The sequence below is a fragment of the Actinoplanes sp. NPDC020271 genome, from assembly GCF_044388125.1.
Taxonomy (GTDB): domain Bacteria; phylum Actinomycetota; class Actinomycetes; order Mycobacteriales; family Micromonosporaceae; genus Actinoplanes.
In genome coordinates, this window is the sequence record NZ_JBIRWQ010000001.1 from 1 (window position 1) to 19,531 (window position 19,531).

Below are 19,531 nucleotides of genomic sequence, written 5' to 3' on the forward strand. Positions count from 1 at the left end.
ACCGTCGCCACCCCCGGCGGCATCAGCTTCCCGCACGCCCTGCAGGCCGTCCGGATCACCCGCACCCGCATCGTCGCAGGCCGGACCAGCCGCGAAACGGCATACCTGACCGTCTCACTACCCGCCGGCCACGCCACCGCCCACGATCTACAGATCTGGATCCGGCGGCACTGGCACATCGAAAACAAGCTCCATCACGTCCGCGACGTGACGTTCCGTGAAGACCAACACCAAGCCCGGACAGCCAACGGACCCGCCATCATCGCAACGCTGCGTAACACCGCGATCGGCTGGCATCGCCTTACCGGCGCCACCAACATCGCCCGCGCCATACGCCAAGCCAACCGTCGCTCACACGACCTGATCACCGCCGTGACCAGCAGTTACCCGACAACGCAATGACCCTGGTCGCGGGGGCCGGTAACTACAATCGTCCAGTTGTCAGGATCCCTTCCCCCCGGGGCAGCCCAGTAGATCGAGTCTCCGTTATCAGTGGAAGCCACCTGCAACAACTCGTCCGGGCGGTAAGGAAGCGTCTCGCCCTTGGCCGCAAAGTATTCGAGCCTCTCCCGTCCCTCTTGAACAGCCTTCGACAGGTCGACATGATCCCGGGATTCGTCGGGAACGTGAACAAGGACGTAACGGTCGAACAAGCCGGCTCCGTAAACCTCCGCAAGCTCCTTGTAGTCATCGGGCAGCGTCCTGCCCAACTCATTCTCAACACTGTTCCAATCGAATGCCTGGCGATTCCCAACAGGCGGCGGAACCAACTCCTTCAGACGTGCGACCGCATCGTTCGACATGGTGGCTCCCCAAAAATGCCTTGCACTCTATTCGCCACTCCCACCAGGATTGATGATACAGAGCTCCAAGCCCTTGATTCCGTTTACGCGACCGTGTTCATCGACGCCATCGTCGTCAAGGTTCGCGAGGGGCAGGTCGCCAACCGGCCGATCTACGCGACCATCGGGGTCACCGTGGACGGCCACAAGGACGTCCTGGGGTTGTGGGCCGGCTCCGGCGGCGAGGGCGCCAAGTTCTGGATGAGCGTGCTGATCGATCTGAAGAACCGTGGCGTGCGTGATGTGTTCTTCGTCGTCTGCGACGGCTTGAAGGGCCTGCCGGACACCGTCGAGGCGGTGTGGCCGGAAACGATTGTCCAGACCTGCATCATTCATCTGATCCGGAACACTTTCCGCCTGACCTCCCCGGCGGATTCCGACGCGATCAAACGCGACATCAAACCGATTTACACGGCGGTCAACGCCGACGCAGCGCTCGCCGCACTGGACGATCTCGACGAGAAAGGGGAAAGCAAATACCGGGCGATGATCCGGTTGTGGCGTAACGCGTGGAACGAGTTCATTCCGTTTCTTGACTACGACGTTGAGATCAGGAGGGTGATCTGCTCGACGAATGCGATCGAGTCGTTGAATGCCCGCTATCGGCGGGCCGTCCGCGCTCGCGGGCATTTTCCGAGTGAGCAGGCCGCGCTGAAGTGCCTGTATCTTGTGACGCGCAGCCTGGAACCGACCGGGGCCGGCCGTGCCCGATGGACGATGCACGCTGATCCCGATCGACCGGGTCGCTGAACAGCGGACGTACTACTCCGGCAAGCACCAGCGGCACGGCGTGAACGTGCAGGTCATCGCCGACGCGGCCGGTCAGCTTGTGTGGGTATCGCCGGCGTTGCCGGGCTCGGCCCACGACCTGAGCGCCGCCCGGGTCCACGGCATCAGCGACGTGCTGACCAGTGCAGACGTGATGACGTTTGCCGACAAGGGCTGTCAAGGGGCCCGTGGCAGCGTGCGCACGCAGTTCAAGCGGTGCCGCTTCCGGCCGAAGCTGTCACGCCGGCAGAAGGCGATCAACCCGGCGCACGCGAAGATCCGCGCCTGCGGCGAACGAGCAATCGCCACGCTCAAGACCAAGGCCCATTGACTCGGGCATGCCGGCTCTGATTGAGATCACGGTCGAACAAGATCCTTCATGCCACGATGATACGCCAAACCCTGACCGCCGGCCTGCATGCGAAGTTCATCAATATTTTCCAGTGAGTATCGCCCATTAATGCCAGAAAGGAAGTTCACCACTTCCACCTGACTCGCGAACTCGAATGCAGCCCAACTCGTGTGACCAGCAGGAGGAACAACATGCGATCGATCCATTTCCATGGCAACTTTAAACGCCGATCCTACGACTCCAGAAAGGCGATCCAACTCATCAGATTCATCATCCAATATTCCCGATATAACATCCATCGCCGCAGCCGCAATGAGTGATCCCGTACGACCTGAAGCCATGATCCTTTGCCGCGTGACGGGCAACTCGGTATTCAGCTCCTGCACGAGAGAAGCTACCGCCCCGAAGCCATTAAGTTCCTGCCACTTCATCGAAACAGCTTGCTGGGGGTTGAACGTGTCAGTACTGTACGGCTTCTCCAGCGCCTCGAGGAAGGTCGCCAAACCAGTGGTAACTCGATCCGCAGTGGCCACCGTAAGGGCTAGTTCTGCGCTCGGCGCGGATGTAGGCGCCGGAAACTCACTCATGACTACTTCCCCCCACTTCGCTCGCGTGCGAGTAAGAATACGACCGCCGAGTCGCTCAATAAGCGGAGCGCAGTATTCATCGCAGAACGGACGGCTTGCGATCAGCATCTTGGGCTCGACGCCCATACCGACCGCCTCAGTCAACACCTTACCTTCAGCATGGTCGCGACCCAGCAGATGCGGATCCACCTTGGGGGACGGCAGGCCTGGGTAGATACGCAGTGCTTCGTCTCCGTCGTCAAGGAGGTTGATTCCCTTTTCGGAGATATTCGACCGAGCGCCTACTGCGAAGAGATCGACTCCCTCGACAACATGCAGGCCGCTTGCTGTACGGCGAGATGCTCCTGCGCCCAGCTGCCGTTCCAGCGCGTCGACCCTCTGCCGGAGCGCACTCGGGTTGAGTTCGCCGTCTTTCCCACAGTTGTGGACGAGTGCGGGGGTGTCCCCTACCAGGACGTAATACGTATGGATGTAGTTGACCGTGAGGTCGTCCATCCACTTGAGGCCGGTCCAGACCTTGATCGCGGCGACGGTCTGGGTGGTCTCGCCGTCGGCGTTGCGGAGTTTGTCGCCGGCCTTGAGGTCCTTGGCCTCGGTCCACTCCTGGGTGGTGGCGTTCCAGAACGGATGGTTCGCGGTCGCCTTGACCACACTGGTCTTGCCGGTCTTGTCGTCCTTGACGGTGACGTCGGCGAAGTCGCTGTCCTCGTGATGATGCAGGACGGAAACCTGCTCGCCGTCGGTCTGGCCGGTCTTCGGGTCGGTGGCCAACACCTTGTCACCGAGCTTGACCTCAGCGATCTTCTTCGTCGAACCGTCGGCCATCAACACCTGCGTCGACGGGTCAAAACTGTGACACCTCGTCGCCCCACCGGTGACCGCACCGATGATCGCACCGGTCTTGGTTGCATTGGCGGTCTGCGCCCAGTTCACATGCCCGGTCGTGGCCAGCTGCTCAGCAGCATCCGAGATACCACCCCCGATACCACCACTGATCGCACCCGTGATCATCTTCCCGGCCAGGCCGGCACCGAGCTTGCACGCCGCGTACCCGGCGATCTTCCCGCCGATCGCGCCGCCCAGACCACCGGTGACCAGCCCGATCGTCGCCGACACCGCCGAACTCGCCAACGAGCTACCCAGATCGGACAGGCTGTGGATGTTGCCGGAGGCGGCGTCCTTGACCAGGTTGATCGCAATCCCCGCGACCATCCCACCGACCGGACCCAGCGCCACCGACGCCGCAATCGTGGCCACCGTCGCCGCGATCGCAATGATCTGAGTCTTGTGCTCCTTGACACACTTGGACAGCCCTTAATGAAGAGCCGAGGTTAAGCGGCATTGAGATCGAACCACCCTGTGTCGCATGGGCGAGCCACGTTAGGGTAAGGCAGTACGGAGCACTGCAGAGATCCTGTCAATTCGCCCCACAGCCTCTGATCGCACGCTATCATTCAGCCAATTGGCATACCATTTTGTGGCAGTTCCAGTGACATGACGCAAAGCGCGGTTTGCCAGAGCCACCACCTCATTGCTCGGCTGATGAAGCAGGGCTGGATACCATTCTTCTTCCGCTTCGGCATCCGAGTCCAAGTCCAATTCAGCGTCTTCGACCGACACCACGCTACCTCCTCCGGGAAGCACCAGCGCGATGAGCGCGGCCGCTGCAATTACTTCGTCAGTCCAAACATATTCTCCCGGCTTTGGATTAAGCGCATTTTCGAATATGCTCGTCAGATGCCTGGACTTCTCTTGATCATCCAGTTCAGAAAAAAGGTCGCACAGGTCGAGGGCAGTGTCATTCCCAAACGGATGCGAGCTGAAAGTTCCCACACTTAGTCACCTTTCCGGCCGATAAAATCGAACAACTCGCCGAAAACTCAGGCGACTAACTTTCGTCATTCCAGCGCGTGTTACCCTGCGTGCAGAACGGCACATGCGGACGGACCTTGTCATATCATTCATCCGTGTGCCGAGATGGCCCTTCAAACTCAGGATACTGCGCCGGATCAAAGCATAGGGCGGCCGTCACCTATCATCTGTACGTCCGCGATCAGGAGCCAGAACAAGCGCATCTGCGACAAAGAATCTCGCCACGGCTCGCCTTCCGATAAGCATCGCCACCGACGCGTCAGCATCGAATCTTGCGATAGCCAACAGTCATATCACCGGACACTCTTGCCAATCTATACGTCATGGCACACCGCATTACTTGCCAAAAGTGAGCCCTTTCCAACCGGGCCTTGCAGGTCAGGACCGGTAAGGCGGGACGGTGATCGATGAGGGCGAGGCTCCAGGTAGGACGGCAAATCGACCAAAACACGATGCCCCGACCGGGAGCTTCGCCATGCTGTCTTACCCGTCCACGAGGTCGTTGTACGAGGACCGGTTAGGTGCCGGCGATTACATAGTACGTGTGGATGTCGTTAACCGTGAGGTCGTCCATCCAATTGAGGCCGGTTCGCAGTTTGATCGCGGTGACGGTCCGGGAAGGCTACTGCGTAGCGGCTTTGGCCATGGTTACGGTCGTTTTCCGGCGGTCACGGCGGTAATGACGTCATGGTGGCGTTCAGGATGGTTACCCAGGAATAACAGTGAGCGCCCGGAACAGGGCAGCCAGATATCTCTCGTCGGCCAGCACCAGGCGGTCGTCGACATGCCGGCAATGAACTCGCTTGTCAGCACTCGCGGACGCTGCCAAGATTCCACGATGAGGTGTGGCAAGCTGCCCCATGTCAGCTAACCAGTCGATACAGAGGATTCCTTCCGCACAGGGAGCAATACCGCTGCTTATAATAGCGGCGCATTCGTCACGATAATCGCCACATTGCCACAGCACCCTAGCGACATACATCTGCTTGAAGGGCACCGCGGAGCCGAGCATGGATGCCGCTACCATAGCGATCCGGCGCGCATGGTTGCGCAATTCTTCTGGCCATCCAAGATTTGCCAGGAATTTCAACACCAACGGCGCGACATCGCGATCCCCGAGCATGGACAACAGGACGGCGATTGCCTCATCAAGGTTCTCCTCACCACGAATCAATCCGGCTGCTGCTGTAATTCGCCGTACCGGAGGGATTTCATGACCACGGATCTGGCCGAGCAACACATCGACAGCTTGTGAATCGACCGGGCCGATCGCAGCGGCCACCTCCACGACGGCTGACTCGGCAACACCGGCCGCCAACAACATTCCCAGTTCCGGGATCAGCGGAGCAGCCGCAGCGCCCCAAGCTTTCACCCCTGACAATAGGCTCGCGACGCGGCGGAGGGTATCCGTGTCCGCACCGGGATCGAGGGCTGCACGCAGGCCAAGCTTGACCTGCTCTGCAATATCTGTAGCGGCGTACGACGCTTCGGCGATCACCTCACTCAGGGAGATGCTGCCGTAAGGCGCAGCCAGGTAAGCATTGAGTTCAGGCACAGCTTCGTCGCGGTTCCCAGCAACCAGCGACCCGAGAGCCGTCGCGCGAAGCATGTCCATCAAAGGTGCTGGAGCCGCCCCGCTCAGACCGGCGGCGGGAGCAGCGAGCAAAGCTGCGATGTCGTCGAGAACGCGGAGCCCCGCCTGCCCCGATCGATAGATGGCTCCGACGGCAGCAGCCCGGACAGGTGCAGTGGAATCGTGGAGATGTTCGGCCAACTGAACGACCATCTGACCGGGGGCATCGCGCCACGTCTCCATGATTCGAACGCACTCGCCGATGTTCTGGTACCGGGTGAGTGGATGGCCAGCCCGGGAAGCACGCACGAACATCGGAATCTGTTCAGCGAATCCGTCGGTCACTCTTCGGATCGTCGAACGGGCATCGCCAAGGTCCTCAGACAGTTCATCGCCAGGAAACGTAGGGCTGTCAAGAAGCATTTGAAACACTCGGCTCACCGAGTCCGGAAGCCGATGACCCGTACTCATTCGTGCTACTGCCACCGCAGCGCCCACTTGGACGGAAGAAAACGTATGCTGGGACAAAAGCTCGCCCAACCTGCGCTGAAGACCGGGATCGTTCTCCCGGGAACGCGATACCGGCGCCAGCGCATCCAGCCAGTCGCCGTCCTGGACAAGATCCAACCAGAACAACGCCAGGATCTCCGACCCGCCTTCGCCGTTCACCGAGTCGGCCACTCGGTGCACCAGGAGTGATCGGATCTGGCGGGTCCGCAGATCGAGGGCGTCGATGTGAGATACGACTACCCGGCCAGTCGCAACTGCTCGCAACAGCTCCGACAAAATCCGAAGACTGGTCGATTGGGTTGCGACATCACCAGAGACACCCCACTCAGCAAGCACCTGCATCTGGTCCACGGAGTCATCGTCCACGACATCGTTCGGAAAAAATACCGCCTCGACCGCACGGCGCAGGTCAGCACGAGAAGCACCGTCCAGGTCCGCGACAAGACCTCGAAGCAGTTCAGTCACCCTCATCCTCCGAACAATCGCCGGACCACTCCCGTTGCACGCCCAGCGGGGGCTTCCTCGGATGTGAAGCTCCAGCTGTGTTTCGCGGATGCCCATCTCGAATCAACCATACCTCCGCACACATCACAGAAGTTCTGCTCCGAGTAGACGCGGTGCACCTCGACCTTCTTACCGTTCTGTTCCAGATCCTCAACGATGTCCTTGAACTGCTTCTCTGAATGGAGGTTCTGTCCCTTGCTGACAATGGACTTGAGAGGCTGCCGGACGCCATCGACACTGTAGTCGAATACTCCGATGTTCCTATCGTCGGCAACCTGCCGATTGACCCGATGGTCAAGCGCGGCCTTGCTCAAGTCGGTTGAGTCATAGTCCACCCGGTTCGCATCGCTCTGGCAGAGCTTGTTGTTGTTGTGAACCAGGACCGCTTCGGTGCCGGCGAGCACATAGTAAGTGTGGATGTCGTTGACCGTGAGGTCGTCCATCCACTTGAGGCCGGTCCAAAGCTTGATCGCGGCGACGGTCTGGGTGGTCTCGCCGTCGGCGTTGCGAAGTTTGTCGCCCGCCTTCAAGTCTTTGGATTCGGTCCACTCCTGGGTGGTCGCGTTCCAGAACGGGTGGTTCGCGGTGACGTGGACAACCGCTTTTTTACCGGTCTTGGCATCTTTGATTACGACCTCGGCAAGCTCGGCGTCCTGGTGGTGGTGCAGAACGCTGACCGTCTTCGCTTCGGTCCTCCCAGTCTTCGGGTCAGTAGCGAGCACATGGTCGCCGAGCTTGACGTCAGCGATCTTCTTCGTGTGGCCGTTCGCCAGCAGTACCCGAGTCGACGGATCGAAACTGTGTCTTGTCGGACACCCTCCGCCGCTCTTCTTTCCTCCGCCGCTTCGGGCACCGACAGCAGCGCCGATCAATGCTCCTGTCCCGGCGGCCATCGCGGTCTGCGTCCAGTTGACCTGACCCGTGGTGGCCATCTGCTCAGCAGCATCCGCGATGCCGCCGCCGACCCCACCGGCGATACCACCGGAGATTATCTTGCCGGCCAGGCCAGCACTGAGTTTGCCCGCCGCGTAGCCGGCGACCTTGCCACCGATCGCGCCGCCGATGCCACCGGTGACCAGCCCGATCGTTGCGGAAATGGCCGCGCTGGCCAGCGAACTTCCCAGATCCGACAGGCTGTGGATGTTGCCGGAGGCGGCGTCCTTGACCAGGTTGATCGCAATCCCGGCGACGATCCCGCCGACCGGGCCCAACGCGACCGACGCCGCGATCGTGGCCACCGTCGCGACCACCGCGATGATCTGGTTCTTGTGCTCCTTGACGTACTTGACGGTCTTCTTCGCCGCGTCCTTGACCTTCTTGGCCACCTTCGTGACCGCCCGGACCACCCGCTGTTTGAGCGCGGCACCCTTGCGTTTGGCTTCCTGGTGGGCTTTGACCGCCTTGTGATGCTGCTCGCGTGACTTCTTCGCGTTGCGTTTGCGGCCCTGCTCAGCCCACTTCGCCACCCGCTTGAACCCGGTGCGCTTGGCGACCTTGGCCACCACGTTGTACGCCTTGGCCTTCACCGCGTAATACGTGCTGGCCACCGAGTGATACGCGTACGACACGTAACTACGCGCATAGTCCATCGCCTGCGACGCATACGAGGTCGCCGAGTGGTAGACCGACGACACCGTCGAAGTAACCGACGACACCGCGGACTTGGCCGCACCCCACAGGCTCCAATGCCCGGTCGGGTCGGTGGTCGTCAACGGGTTCGCGCTGCCGTACTGATACCGGTTCGCGTTGATCGAATCCGGAACCGGACTGTTGGCCATCGTGTCCCGGTTGTCGAACTGACCCGTGCCGCTGTTGTACCAGCGCGCCGCCATGTTCACCCGGCCCGTCGAGGCCTCGGTGTACTCCGACTGATAGCCCAGATTGCCGATCATCCCGCTGGTCGACACCACCGAGCCGAGCGGGTCGTAAACCGTCGACCCGGACAAGGTGCTGCCGGTGGCGGTGAACTGGCCGACCACGTCATCGTGCAGGTCCGTCCAGACCAGCCGCGTGTTACCGCCCGAGGCAGCACCGACAAGACCAGAACCCGGATCACGTACGTACGTGGCACCCGAATCATCACCGGCCAGATCGTTACCGGTACCGGTGTAGGAGAACCCGGCCTGCAACGCCCGACCCAACGCGTCGTACCCGTAGGTCTCGATACCGGAGCCGTACGACTGGGTGATGCTCTGATCGAACGCGTCCGACGTCGTGGTGTAGGCGGCGTTCGGGCCGACCACGTTCTTCAGCGTGCCCCGCGGCGTGTACCCGTAGCTGACACCGGCCGAGTCGCTGACCAGACGGTTGCGCTGATCGTAGGTGTAGGTCGTCGACCCGTTACCGGTCCGGTTGCCCGACGCGTCATAGGTGTAGCCGATCGTCGTGTTCCCGTTGTCCCACGAGGTCAGCCGGTCGGCCAGGTCGTACCCGTAAGTGTTTTTGATCGTCTTGCCGCCGAAGCCGGTGGTGGTCTTCGACGTCTCGTTACTGTTCTGATCCCACTCGTAGTCGATCTTCGCGATCGACGATCCGGCCGACGTCTTCAGCTCGTCGGTCTTGAGCCGGTGCAGACCGTCGTAGGTGAAGGACTGCTGATTCCCGGTCCCGCCGAAGGTGATCAGCTTGACCGCGGACGTCTGGTCGTAGGAGTACGTCAGATCGGTGCCCGCGGTGCTGTTCTTCAGCGAGAACAACCGGTCGGCGTTGTCGTAGACGTAGTTGGTGGTGCCCGCCGCGTCGCTGCGCGAGGCCATCAGGCCGTCGTCGGTGTAGGAGAACAAGGAGTTACCGGACGGTCCCTTGACCGACGTCGGCAGGCCACGGTCGTCGTAGTCGACCGTGTTGTCCCCACCCGGCGAGGAGAACGTCGTGACCCGGCCACCCAGGTCATACCCGAACTTACGAGTTGCCGTCGCCGCCTCAGCACCCGAACCCGTCTGGGTCGTCAGGTGACCCATCGAGTCGTACGCGTACGTCTGCTCGATCCCGCCCGGCGAGGTCATTTTCACGGCCTGACCGGCCGCGTCGTACGTGGTGGTGTATTTGCGGTCGGCGAGGGACACGTACTGGCTGGTGACCGGCTCGATGCTGTCCTCGGGCAGGTTCCAGCTGTTGTACGTGGTCCAGAACGCGTTGCCCCGGCCGTCGGTGTACTGCGTCCGGTTGCCCACCAGGTCGTACCCGAACGAGGTGCCGATCTCCGCGGTCGACGACGTCGGCTGGTGCTCGGTGAGCACCATACCGGTCGGGTCGTAGGTGAACGAGGTGACCGTGCCGCGCCCGTCGGTGCTGGTCAGCACGTTGCCGGCGGCGTCGTAGGACTGCTTGCCGCTGGTCAGCGCGGTGCCGCTGCCCTTGGCGGCGTAGGCGGCGGTCGCGGTGGTCCGGCCGAGCAGGTCGTAGCTGGTGGTCCGGTAGGCGCCGTCCGGGGCGATCACGCCGGTGACCCGGCCGAGGCCGTCGTACTCGTTCTGGGTGATCTGCCCGGCGCCGTCCTTGATGGTCAGCTGGTCGCCGGCGTTGTTGTAGGTGAGGCTCTGCGTGACCCCGGCCGGGGTCTTCGCCGACTCCAGCAACCCGGCCGTGTTGTACGTGTTGTGGCTGGTCAGCGACTTGCCGGTTTGCCGGACGGCCTGCGTCTCGTCGACCTTGCGGCCGAGGAAGTCGTAGGTCATCGAGGTGACCGCGCCGGTGGGGCCGGTCACCGTCAGCGGCTCGCCGACCTTGTCGTAGGTGACCGTGGTCTTACCCCCGTTGGGGGTCACGGTCGTGGCGATCCGGCCGAGCTGGTCGTAGGTGTAGGTGGTCTCGTTGCCGAGCTCGTCGATCGTCTTGGTCGGCTGGTCGAGCTTGTCGTATTCGGTCTTCGACACCGGGTTGATCGTCACGCCGCCCGGCGTGGTGTAGGGCGCGCCGTGCGTCTCCAGGACCCGGCCGGCCCGGTCGTAGAACTTGGAGGTCTTGTTGCCGTTGGCGTCCAGGGTTTCGGTCTGGTCACCGAAGGTGTCGTAGCCCGCCTTGCTGACCGGCCGCGCCAGGACCTTGCCACCGCTGGTGAACGTCTCGGCCTCGACGGCCGGTGCGGTGGTGACCGTCGGCCGTTCGGCTTCGTCGTAGTCGACGTCGGTGACGTTGCCCAGCGGGTCCTTGGAGTGCAGGGCCAGGCCGCTCTCGTCGAGGGTGCTGCTGGTGCGCGAGACAGTGGCCGAGGCCAGGGGCGCGGTACCGCCCTTGATCGCGGTGATCTGAGTGGCGTCCAGAGCGCTCTGGTACGCCTGCACGTCGGCGATCGAGCCGGCAAAACTGCTGCTGGATGCCTTGCCGATGTAAATAGTCGAGGCGGCGGTGTTGAACGTCTGAGTGCTGGTGAGCGTGGTCTGGGCGGCGCCGTCGACGTAGAGGACAACCGTCTTGCTCTGCGGATCGACCGTGACCGCGAGATGCGTCCAGGTGTCCAGCGCGGGCGACGTGGTGCTGTCACCACCGGTCGCCACGATGCTGCCGTCGGTCTTCTCGGCGCCCACCGCGACGTGCCACCGGTCGGTGGAGGCCTGGTAGGACAGGCTGAACGGCACCGAGCCGGAGCCGTTCTCCAGGCCGATGACCTGGCTGTCCTTGCTCTTGCCGGTCAGTTTGACCATGGCCGAGACGGTGTACGGGCGGGTGGTGTCGACCGGCGCGTCATCGCCGCTGATCGCGGAGGTCGTGCCGTTGAACACGGCGACCTGGCCGCGGGTGGTGTCGTTGAACCAGGTGATGTCGGTGGCGGTCAGCGGGTTGTTACCGGAGCTGTCGGCGACGGTGTTGCCGCTGGTCTGATTCAGTTTCCAGCGGGCAACCGGGGTGGTGCCGGGATCACCGTTGTACGCGGTCTGCGCGCTGATGCGGCCTTCCCGGTCGTAGCGGTAGCGGGTGGCGTTGAGCGCGCTGCTGCTACCGCCGGCTTTCTGAATGGTGCTGACCACGTTGCCGGTCGCGTCGAATTCGTTGATGGTGACCCGCTTGACCCCGTCAGGGTCGACGATCGTCTGGGTCTGCCGCCCGGCACTGTCGTACTTGAACTCGGTCTTGGTGACCCCGTTGTTGGACCACTGCGTGATCAGGTTGCCGTCGTTGTCGTACTCGTTCTTCTCCTGCAGATACGAGTCGGAGTCCTTGGAGACGGTGACGGTCGCGGTCAGGCCGTTGTCGGTGTACGTGTACGTGGTCTTGCGACCCTCCGCGTCGGTGCGGCTGATCAACCGGCCGGCCGGGTCGTAGATGTTGGTCTCGGTCGTCAGGTCGGTGGCGTCGACCGGCTGGTTGGGGTCGCCGGTCCAGCCCTTCATCGTCTCGGACAGCACGTTGCCCTCAGCGTCGACCTGGAACGCGGTCACTCCGCCGTCCGTGTCGGTCTCCGCGACGACCTGCCCGTACGCGTTGTAGGTGAAGCTGGTCGACTTGCCGGTCGCGTCGGTCTGCGACTGCTTCTGCCCGTGGTCGTTGAACGTCACCGTCTGGGTGCGGGCGACGTCGCCGCCGGTGCTGTCCGCGATCGTCTGCGACGTCATGTTGCCGTCGTCGTCGTAGACGTTGGTGGTGACCGCGGTGTGTTTGGCGCCGGTGACCCGGTTGGTGATCGTGGGGTCGGTCTCGGTGAGAACCCGGCCTTGCGCGTCATAGGTGAAGGTGGTCGTCCGGGTCCCGAACGTGTTCGTGGTGATCGTCTCGGAGAGCTTCCGGCCCAGGTCGTCGTAGGTGTAGGTGCTGACCTCACCGGCCGGGGAGATCGCCCGCGCCACGTCACCGTTGGCGTAGTAGGAGATCTGCTGGACGCCGCCGCCGGCGTTGACGATCCGGTACGGCAGCCCGGGTGGGGCGAAGAGCGTGTCCGAGCCGTACGCCTTGATCGTGGTGCCGTCGGTGAACAGCGTGCTCGTGGTCCCGCCGAGCGGGTCGGTGGTCGTGAGCGGGTTGCCCTTGGCGTCGTAGTCGTAGGTCGTGAGATAGGTCTTGTCCTGGTCACCCGACGATCGCCCGTCACGGCTGGTGATCATCACGTCGTTGCGTGGATCGACCGGGTTCGACGCGTTCAGGTAGTAGCCGAAGTACGTGCTGGCGCACTTGCCGGATTTCTGGTCCTGGCAGGTGACCTGCTGGATCGTGTTGCCGCGGGCGTCCTGGACGGCTTGGGTGCGCACGCCGTTCGGGTCGTAGACCAGGCTCTCGAAACCGCCGGTGTCGTAGCCGTACTTGGTGACGTTGCCCAGCGCGTCGGTCTCGGCGATCTGCCGGTTGTTGATCAGGTCGTACGCGTACGCGATGCTCTTGCCGCCGGGGTCGGTGACAGTCACGTTCTTGACCGGCATGGTGATCGTCTTGACCGTGGTGTCCACGGTGGTCAGAGCGGTCGCGACCGTCTGCTGGCTCGCAGCGAACTGGCCCTCGACCTGCGCCGCGTTCAGCTCGGTCGGGAAGAACGCCGCTTCGGCCAGCTGGCCGGAGTAGTAGGAGGTGGTGTTCGCGGTCAGACCGGACCAGCCGCTGCCGGTGTGCCCGGCGCCGAGGTAGGCGTACGGCCGGTCGCCCGGGGCGAACGCCGCCGCGCCGGCCCCGCCGAGGCTCGCGGTCTCCGCTTCGCCGTCCAGGTACAGGGTCTGGCTGGTGCCCGACGAGGTCAGGACCGCGCTGTGCCACTTGCCGTCGTTGACCGCCGCCTCCGACGACAGCGACATCGTCCACTTCTGCGAGTCGGTGTTGTTGCAGGTGTAGATCTGCAGGGACGTGCCGTTCGGCAGAGCCGGCAGGTCCAGGCACTTGCCGGAGTTCGGGTTGCGGAACCCGCCGCTGTAGGACTGCCAGATCTGGCCCACTCCGGCGTTACACGTGTTGAGCTGCAGCGGGGTGCGGTCGACCTTGCCGGCGCCCTTGACCTCGACGCACATGCCCTGGAAGCGGATCGTGCCGTCGGCGGCCAGGGTGAAGTTCTGCGGCGTGCTGTTGTTGCAGTCCCAGATCTCGATCGCGGTGCCCGCGGTCATGCCGCCGTAGTAGTCGTCCATGCACTTGCCGACGTAGGCCGAACGCAGCGGCCCGGTCGGCGTCGTCGACGGTGAGAGTCCGCGGAGCTTGCCGTCCGCGGAGATCCACAGTGCCGGCATGCCCGCCCCGGTCGTGTCACCGAGGACGCTGCTCTGGGAGCCGAGCAGCACCTTGCCGGTCGCGGTGGTGTTGAACCACAGCCCGACCGAGTACGGAGCGGTCGGTGTGACGGTGTTCGGCAGGGCGACGCTGGAGGTGCTGCCGTTGAAGCCGGCTGCGGTGGACCCGTTGAACGGGCCGGTCGCGCCGAGCGTGACGCCGTTGTAGGTGGCGGTGTCACCGGCCACCTCGTTGACCGCGTCGGTGGTACCGGCGTCGATGTCGTCGAGCCGCCAGTAGTTGGTGGGTTTGCCACCGAGCACGGAGGCCGCGTAGACGTCGCTGCTGCCGGAGACGGTGGGCTTGCCCATCGTCCAGGAGCCGCCGTTCTCGTCGACCACCGAGGTGACCTGGCCGGTGACGTTGCTGACCGCGACCTGCGCCTGCACCCGCCCGGCCGGCGAGGTGATCGTCTGGATCGTCGCGTTCGGTTTGGCCGCGGCGTTGTAGAGCAGGCTCACGTCGGTAGCGGTCAAGGCCTTGGCGAAGAACCCGACGTCGGCGATCGAGCCGTTGAAGTAGGTGGCCTTGGCCGGGGACGCGTTGGTGTTGACGTGGTCGGGCCAACCGCCGCCGATGAAGCCGGCGCCGATGTACTCGTATGCCGCACCGGTCGTTCCGGCGACCGTGATCGTGCCCGACAGCGGAGTTCCCTGAACGTTGTTGTCCAGGTACAACGTCTGGGTGTCACCGGCGCCGGAGAGCACCACATGGTGCCACGCACCGTCGGTCACGGTGGTCTTCGACTTGATCGTGGTGCCCGAGCCCTGCCAGAACTCGCCGCGCAGGTAGCCGTTCTTGTCCACGTACAACGACGGCGTGTACGTCGTGGCGCCGTTGCTGGTGATCGGGTCGTTGTTGTAGCTGAACAGCACCCCGCCGGTCGTGGTCGTCTTGAACCACATGGAGACCGTCTGGTACGAGCCGTCCGTGACCAGTTTGCCGGGCAACTGCACGTACGACGACGTGCCGTTGAAGGACGCGGTCCTGGCGCCCGAGGCCGGCAACGACGGATCGCCGCCGAGGGTCACGTCCTTGTAGGTGCCGTTGTCGACACCCGCGTTGGTCAGCACGCTGCTGACCGCCGACGGACCGGACTCGTCGTTGAGCCGCCAGTACGAATACGGGTTCAGGTTCAGCACCGTGTTGGCGTACTGGTTGTTGCTGTTGCCCCACGCGTAGGTCGTGCAGGCGGTGGTCGTTCCGGGCGGGCAGACCTTGGTCAGCTGATCACCCGCGGCGTACGAGTACGTCCAGGTGTAGCCGGCACTACCCGCGGCGGGCGCGGGCGTGGTGACGGTCGCGACGTGCGGCGCGTCACCGGCAGTGGCCGCGGCACCCCAGGTCAGGGTCAGGGTGCGGCCTGACGCGTTGGTCATCGATGTGACGTGACCGCTCGCGTCGTACACGAAAGTCAGTTGCCGCCCGTTGGCGTCGATGATCTTCGCGATTCCGAACACCTTGCCGCCCGCGGCGCCACTGAACACGTACTGCGTGGCGTCCTTGTCAGTCAGCGTGTAACCGGTCGTCCCGTTCTGGGTCAGGATCGCGTAGCGACCCGAGGGCGCGGTGAACGTTCCGTCCGCGTTGCGGCCGAAGGCAACCTCCGAGCCGTTCGGATACGTGATCACGACGGTCTGCACCGCGCCGTTCGCGTCGGTGCGCTCGGACGCCTTGACGTCCAGGATGCTCGCCCAGCCCAGGCCGAACGCGCCGGCCCGGCGAGTGTCCAGGCTGTTGTAGCTGCGGGAGATCTCCAGCGACGGCCCCACACCCGCGACCTGTGCGTCACTGGCCGAGGTGGTGTAGTTGCCGTTGCTCGGATCGAACCCGGCACCCGGGTTCTGCGCCAGATCAGAAGTCAGCCGTGGCTGCGGCACGGGTGTGGTGAAAGCGAAGGCGTTGGACTCCGCCGACGTTCCGACAAGGTCGCCGATCTTGACCGTGTAGTAGTAGGTGCTGTTCCACGCCAGCTTCCCGGCCGGGACCTGCCAGCTGGAACCCACCGTGCCGGAGCTGACGACCGCGTTACCGGCACTGTCGTACACCGTGAAGGCGTAGTTCACACCCTTGCCCGGATAGCCGTCCGGGTCGTGCCCGCGCGCCACCAACTGCGGAGTCAACGTCTCCACCACGGTGTTGTCCGCCGGGAACCGCGTGTCCACCTGCGGCAACACATTCGGGGTGTAAGTCAACGACAACTGCGGTTTGTACGCGCCGGAGCTGTACTCGGCCGACGTGAACCGCTTCCACGCGTACTTGTCGGTCTCCGACGCCAGCAACGCCAGACCATAGTTGGGGCTGCCCGAGGTCCAGCCGTTGAACGTCGCGGTGTCCAGCGGAACGGTGACCCACTTGCCGACGCTTCGGTTCGCGGCCGTGTTCGTGCAGGCCACACCGGGATCGGTCACCGTCAGCGTGCCCACCGGTGTGTTGTAGACGCTCGGGCCGGGCCAGGTCTGTGTCTTGACCGCGCTGACGTCCCACGCCTGACTGGCCGCATAGACGCCGAACACGCGGTTGACATCACAGGAGAGCTGCCACGTCAGGTACAGCTTCAAAGACGCCGAGGTGATCCGCTGTCCGGCCACCGCGTTCGCACCGGTGAAGTGCAGGAACGAACGGGTCTTGGTCGTGGCGGTGCCGTCCCACGTGCCGACCGGCAGGTTGTCACCGGCCTGATCCGATGGCCCGGTACTCGCGTCGTTGTCGACGTAGACGTCACTGGTAGCACCGGTGGTCAGCGTCGGGTCGACCCGGACCGGGTACACCCGCGCCGGATCGTTCAGCCAGGCCCGGTCAGCGACGACCTTCAGCGCCGGTTCGCCGTCGACCTGGATCAGCGACATGTCCACCGCCGACGAGTGCGCCATGTCGCCACTGTCGGGATTGAACTTCGAGTCCTCCATCGACCCGTGCGGGAACGACGCCTGGACCTTGCCGTCCGAGCCGACCAGCTCCACCGAGCCGTCCGCGGCCATCCGCGCGGTCAGCCCCTCCAGACGCAGCGGGAACACCCACTCGTTGGCGGCCGCCGGCGACGCCAGGACCAGGGTCTCCTTCACCCCGTTGGCGAACGTCTGCAGCTCGAGATCCGTCTGCGGCAGCACCGCCGGATAGGTCGCGACAGCATCCGTCACCGTCGGGGTCACCGCGGCCGCACCATTCAGGTCGTAACCGACCGACGCCCCGGACGCCAGCTCCATCGACACCAGCGGGTCGGCCTCCGCGGTCTCGACAGCCTTGGCCGACGGCGCCACCGAAGCGGAAGGCGAAACCGACGCGGACGGCGCAACCGATGCAGACGGCGAGGTCGAGGCGGACGGCGAGGTCGAGGCGGACGGAGACACGGACTCGGCCGGAACTGCCGCGGCACGCGCGGTAGCGGCGGGCTCCGCGGCGACCGCGGCGAGCGACACGTCCAGCGAATTCGCCTTCATCGTGTAGTGATCACCGGAACGCACCAGCGTCGGATCGATCGGCTGCCACGACCCATCGGCGGCCCGGTAGTTCTTCTGCCCCGCGGTCAGCACCTGAGTGGTCGAACCGTCCGCGTTCGCGAACTGGTCCATGCTCGCCCGCGACTTGTCGGCCTGGCGCTTGCTCGTCTTTCCGACGTAGCCCTGACGGCCCTTGGTGGTGACGGTCTTGCCGTCCCCCGCCTGGTGCGTCCGGTAACCGTCGAGACCGCCCTTGGCCAGCTTCTGCGGCGAGCCGTGACCACCGTTCGCGGTCGAGGCCGAGGCCGGGCCGTAACCACCACGACCCGCGTCCCCGTGCTCCTGCACCGGCAACCCGGTCACCGCGGCAAGCGCCTTACGCAGCGCGAACAGGTCGGTGAACCACGACAACGGGAAGTTTCCCCCGGGCTGCACCACCTGAGCGGGAACCGCTACGGAGAGCCCGAAGACAACGCAAACGAGCACGGCACAACGCCGCCACCAAGACATCGCGATTGAACTCCCCCGTGCGTGATGCGGTGTGCACGGAGAGTCTTCGCTGGACGGATGATCTCGGTCAATAGAGAGATCCCTGAATGTTTTGTAACGAATCGATAACTAGAGTGGACAGTTAGTTGCGCACGTCACTTCTTCGTTGTCAGTACGCTCTCGATCACTGAGGTCAGCTGACCGGGGTCCACCCGTGACACATTCGCGGTGGTGGGCTCGGCACCGCCGACGACCACGAACTTCTGCTGCACCTGCTGACCGGCGACGGCCCGGACAGCATCGTCGGCGATCCCCGGCGCCGCCACGATCACCGCGCAACGACCCAGCACCAGCGTGCCCACGAAGGTCTGCGCGTTCGCCACCGACTGCTCGCCCGACACCGCCAGATACTGCACCTGCCCGAGCGTGCGCTCCGACGCCGCCTGCATCGACGCCCACACCGGAGCAGCCGCCGCCCCGGCGACCCCCTTCTGGTCGGTGAGCAGGCAGGCGGTCACATCCGCATACTCCCGGGGCCGCGGCTCGGCCTCATCGGCCGGCCACGCCGACCAGACCACCCCGGCGACCGCGAGCAGACCAGCCACCCCACCAGCCAGCGCCATCTTGCGGCGCCGCGTCCATCCTCCACCGGTACGCCGATCACCCGATCGCCGAAGCCGCTCATCCACACGTCCACCCAGCACGCGCCGAAGCGTAACGGGCTTGTCCAGACCTACCGATCGAGACGTGCTGAATGCCGGACCCGGTTCCTGCCGCCGGGAAAGGCGGCAGGAACCGGGATTCCCCCCAGCAAAGTCTCGTCAACTAATTGGCGCGCGCGTCATTTCCGCGACGGTCGTCGGCCATATTTTTCACCCGCGAATCCGCCGCCGCCACGGCACGCGTCCGCGGAACCGGCTTCGTTGTGGCATCGTCAGCGTTCTGCGGCCAGATCCAGTCCTGATCCGGCCCCGCGAACGGGATCAACGGACCAGCAGCGTGTAGTTGGGCGCCACCCCGGTCCGGCATCGGTAGGTCACCCAGACGCGCAGCGCCACCCCGTCCGCCCCGACCCGCTCGCACTCGGTCTGCGGCGCCGCCACCTGGTCATATCGAGCGGTGTACACCGCCTGCTCCGCCGCTGCCGGCGCGAGTCGCGGCCGGTAGGTGACGACCAGGTCGTCACCGGCGAACCCGGAGCGGACCGAAGCGCCGGTCCAGACCCCGGCCGCTTCTCCGGCGGCCCCGATCACTGCGGCGCGGCCGAAGTCGTAGGTCCCCAGGACCCCGGTCTGACAGGCGCCGGGCGTGAGAACGGCAGGCAGAATACCCGCCACGATGAAGCTGCGCATTTCCGAGTCCTTTTCACCGATTGCGCCGCGAGGATCTCCCGCGCACGCCATGGGTGACCG

At 64.2% G+C, this 19,531-nt stretch carries 8 protein-coding genes and 2 pseudogenes; 3 read left to right on the top strand and 7 right to left on the bottom strand.

Annotation, left to right across the window (positions count from 1 at the left end):
- On the top strand, positions 1–402 hold a 402-nt coding region (locus ACH442_RS00005; protein ID WP_396120301.1), incomplete at its 5' end, for a transposase.
- Here the strand turns inward: ACH442_RS00005 and ACH442_RS00010 are convergent.
- Positions 384–803, bottom strand: coding sequence for an SMI1/KNR4 family protein (locus ACH442_RS00010; protein WP_396120302.1), 420 nt, complete (start codon positions 801–803; stop codon positions 384–386). The two genes, ACH442_RS00005 and ACH442_RS00010, sit on opposite strands and share 19 nt — an antisense overlap.
- A gap of 36 nt (positions 804–839) precedes the next feature.
- On the opposite strand from ACH442_RS00010, the pseudogene ACH442_RS00015 reads away from it, so the two are divergent.
- Together ACH442_RS00015 and ACH442_RS00020 are read left to right on the top strand one after the other, a co-directional pair.
- Positions 840–1,592: pseudogene (locus ACH442_RS00015) on the top strand (IS256 family transposase); the annotation flags it as partial.
- A pseudogene (locus ACH442_RS00020) lies at positions 1,564–1,929 on the top strand (transposase family protein); the annotation flags it as partial. The pseudogenes ACH442_RS00015 and ACH442_RS00020, both read left to right, overlap by 29 nt.
- A 38-nt stretch (positions 1,930–1,967) precedes the next feature.
- Here the strand turns inward: ACH442_RS00020 and ACH442_RS00025 are convergent.
- From ACH442_RS00025 to ACH442_RS00050, 6 genes are all read right to left on the bottom strand, one after another.
- On the bottom strand, positions 1,968–3,806 hold the full coding sequence (locus ACH442_RS00025; RefSeq protein WP_396120303.1) for a Hint domain-containing protein: 1,839 nt from the start codon (positions 3,804–3,806) through the stop codon (positions 1,968–1,970).
- A gap of 123 nt (positions 3,807–3,929) precedes the next feature.
- Positions 3,930–4,382: a DUF4259 domain-containing protein gene (locus ACH442_RS00030; RefSeq protein WP_396120304.1), complete on the bottom strand. Its 453-nt coding sequence runs from the start codon at positions 4,380–4,382 to the stop codon at positions 3,930–3,932.
- A 745-nt stretch (positions 4,383–5,127) separates the two neighbouring features.
- Positions 5,128–6,969 carry a hypothetical protein gene (locus ACH442_RS00035; protein ID WP_396120305.1) on the bottom strand — a complete coding sequence of 614 codons (1,842 nt, stop codon included), beginning with the start codon at positions 6,967–6,969 and terminating at the stop codon, positions 5,128–5,130.
- A 2-nt stretch (positions 6,970–6,971) separates the two neighbouring features.
- Positions 6,972–18,116: a LamG-like jellyroll fold domain-containing protein gene (locus tag ACH442_RS00040; protein WP_396120306.1), complete on the bottom strand. Its 11,145-nt coding sequence runs from the start codon at positions 18,114–18,116 to the stop codon at positions 6,972–6,974.
- A gap of 158 nt (positions 18,117–18,274) precedes the next feature.
- A complete protein-coding gene (locus tag ACH442_RS00045) occupies positions 18,275–18,742 on the bottom strand; it encodes a hypothetical protein (RefSeq protein ID WP_396120307.1) in 468 nt (155 codons plus the stop codon).
- A 360-nt stretch (positions 18,743–19,102) separates the two neighbouring features.
- Positions 19,103–19,471 carry a hypothetical protein gene (locus tag ACH442_RS00050; RefSeq protein ID WP_396120308.1) on the bottom strand — a complete coding sequence of 123 codons (369 nt, stop codon included), beginning with the start codon at positions 19,469–19,471 and terminating at the stop codon, positions 19,103–19,105.
- Positions 19,472–19,531 lie beyond the last annotated feature (60 nt).

Excerpts from the sequence above, each read along its gene's own strand:
- ACH442_RS00050 (WP_396120308.1), bottom strand. The coding sequence starts at position 19,471 with ATGCGCAGCTTCATCGTGGCGGGTATTCTGCCTGCCGTTCTCACGCCC.
- ACH442_RS00045 (WP_396120307.1), bottom strand. The coding sequence starts at position 18,742 with ATGGCGCTGGCTGGTGGGGTGGCTGGTCTGCTCGCGGTCGCCGGGGTG.
- ACH442_RS00010 (WP_396120302.1), bottom strand. The coding sequence starts at position 803 with ATGTCGAACGATGCGGTCGCACGTCTGAAGGAGTTGGTTCCGCCGCCT.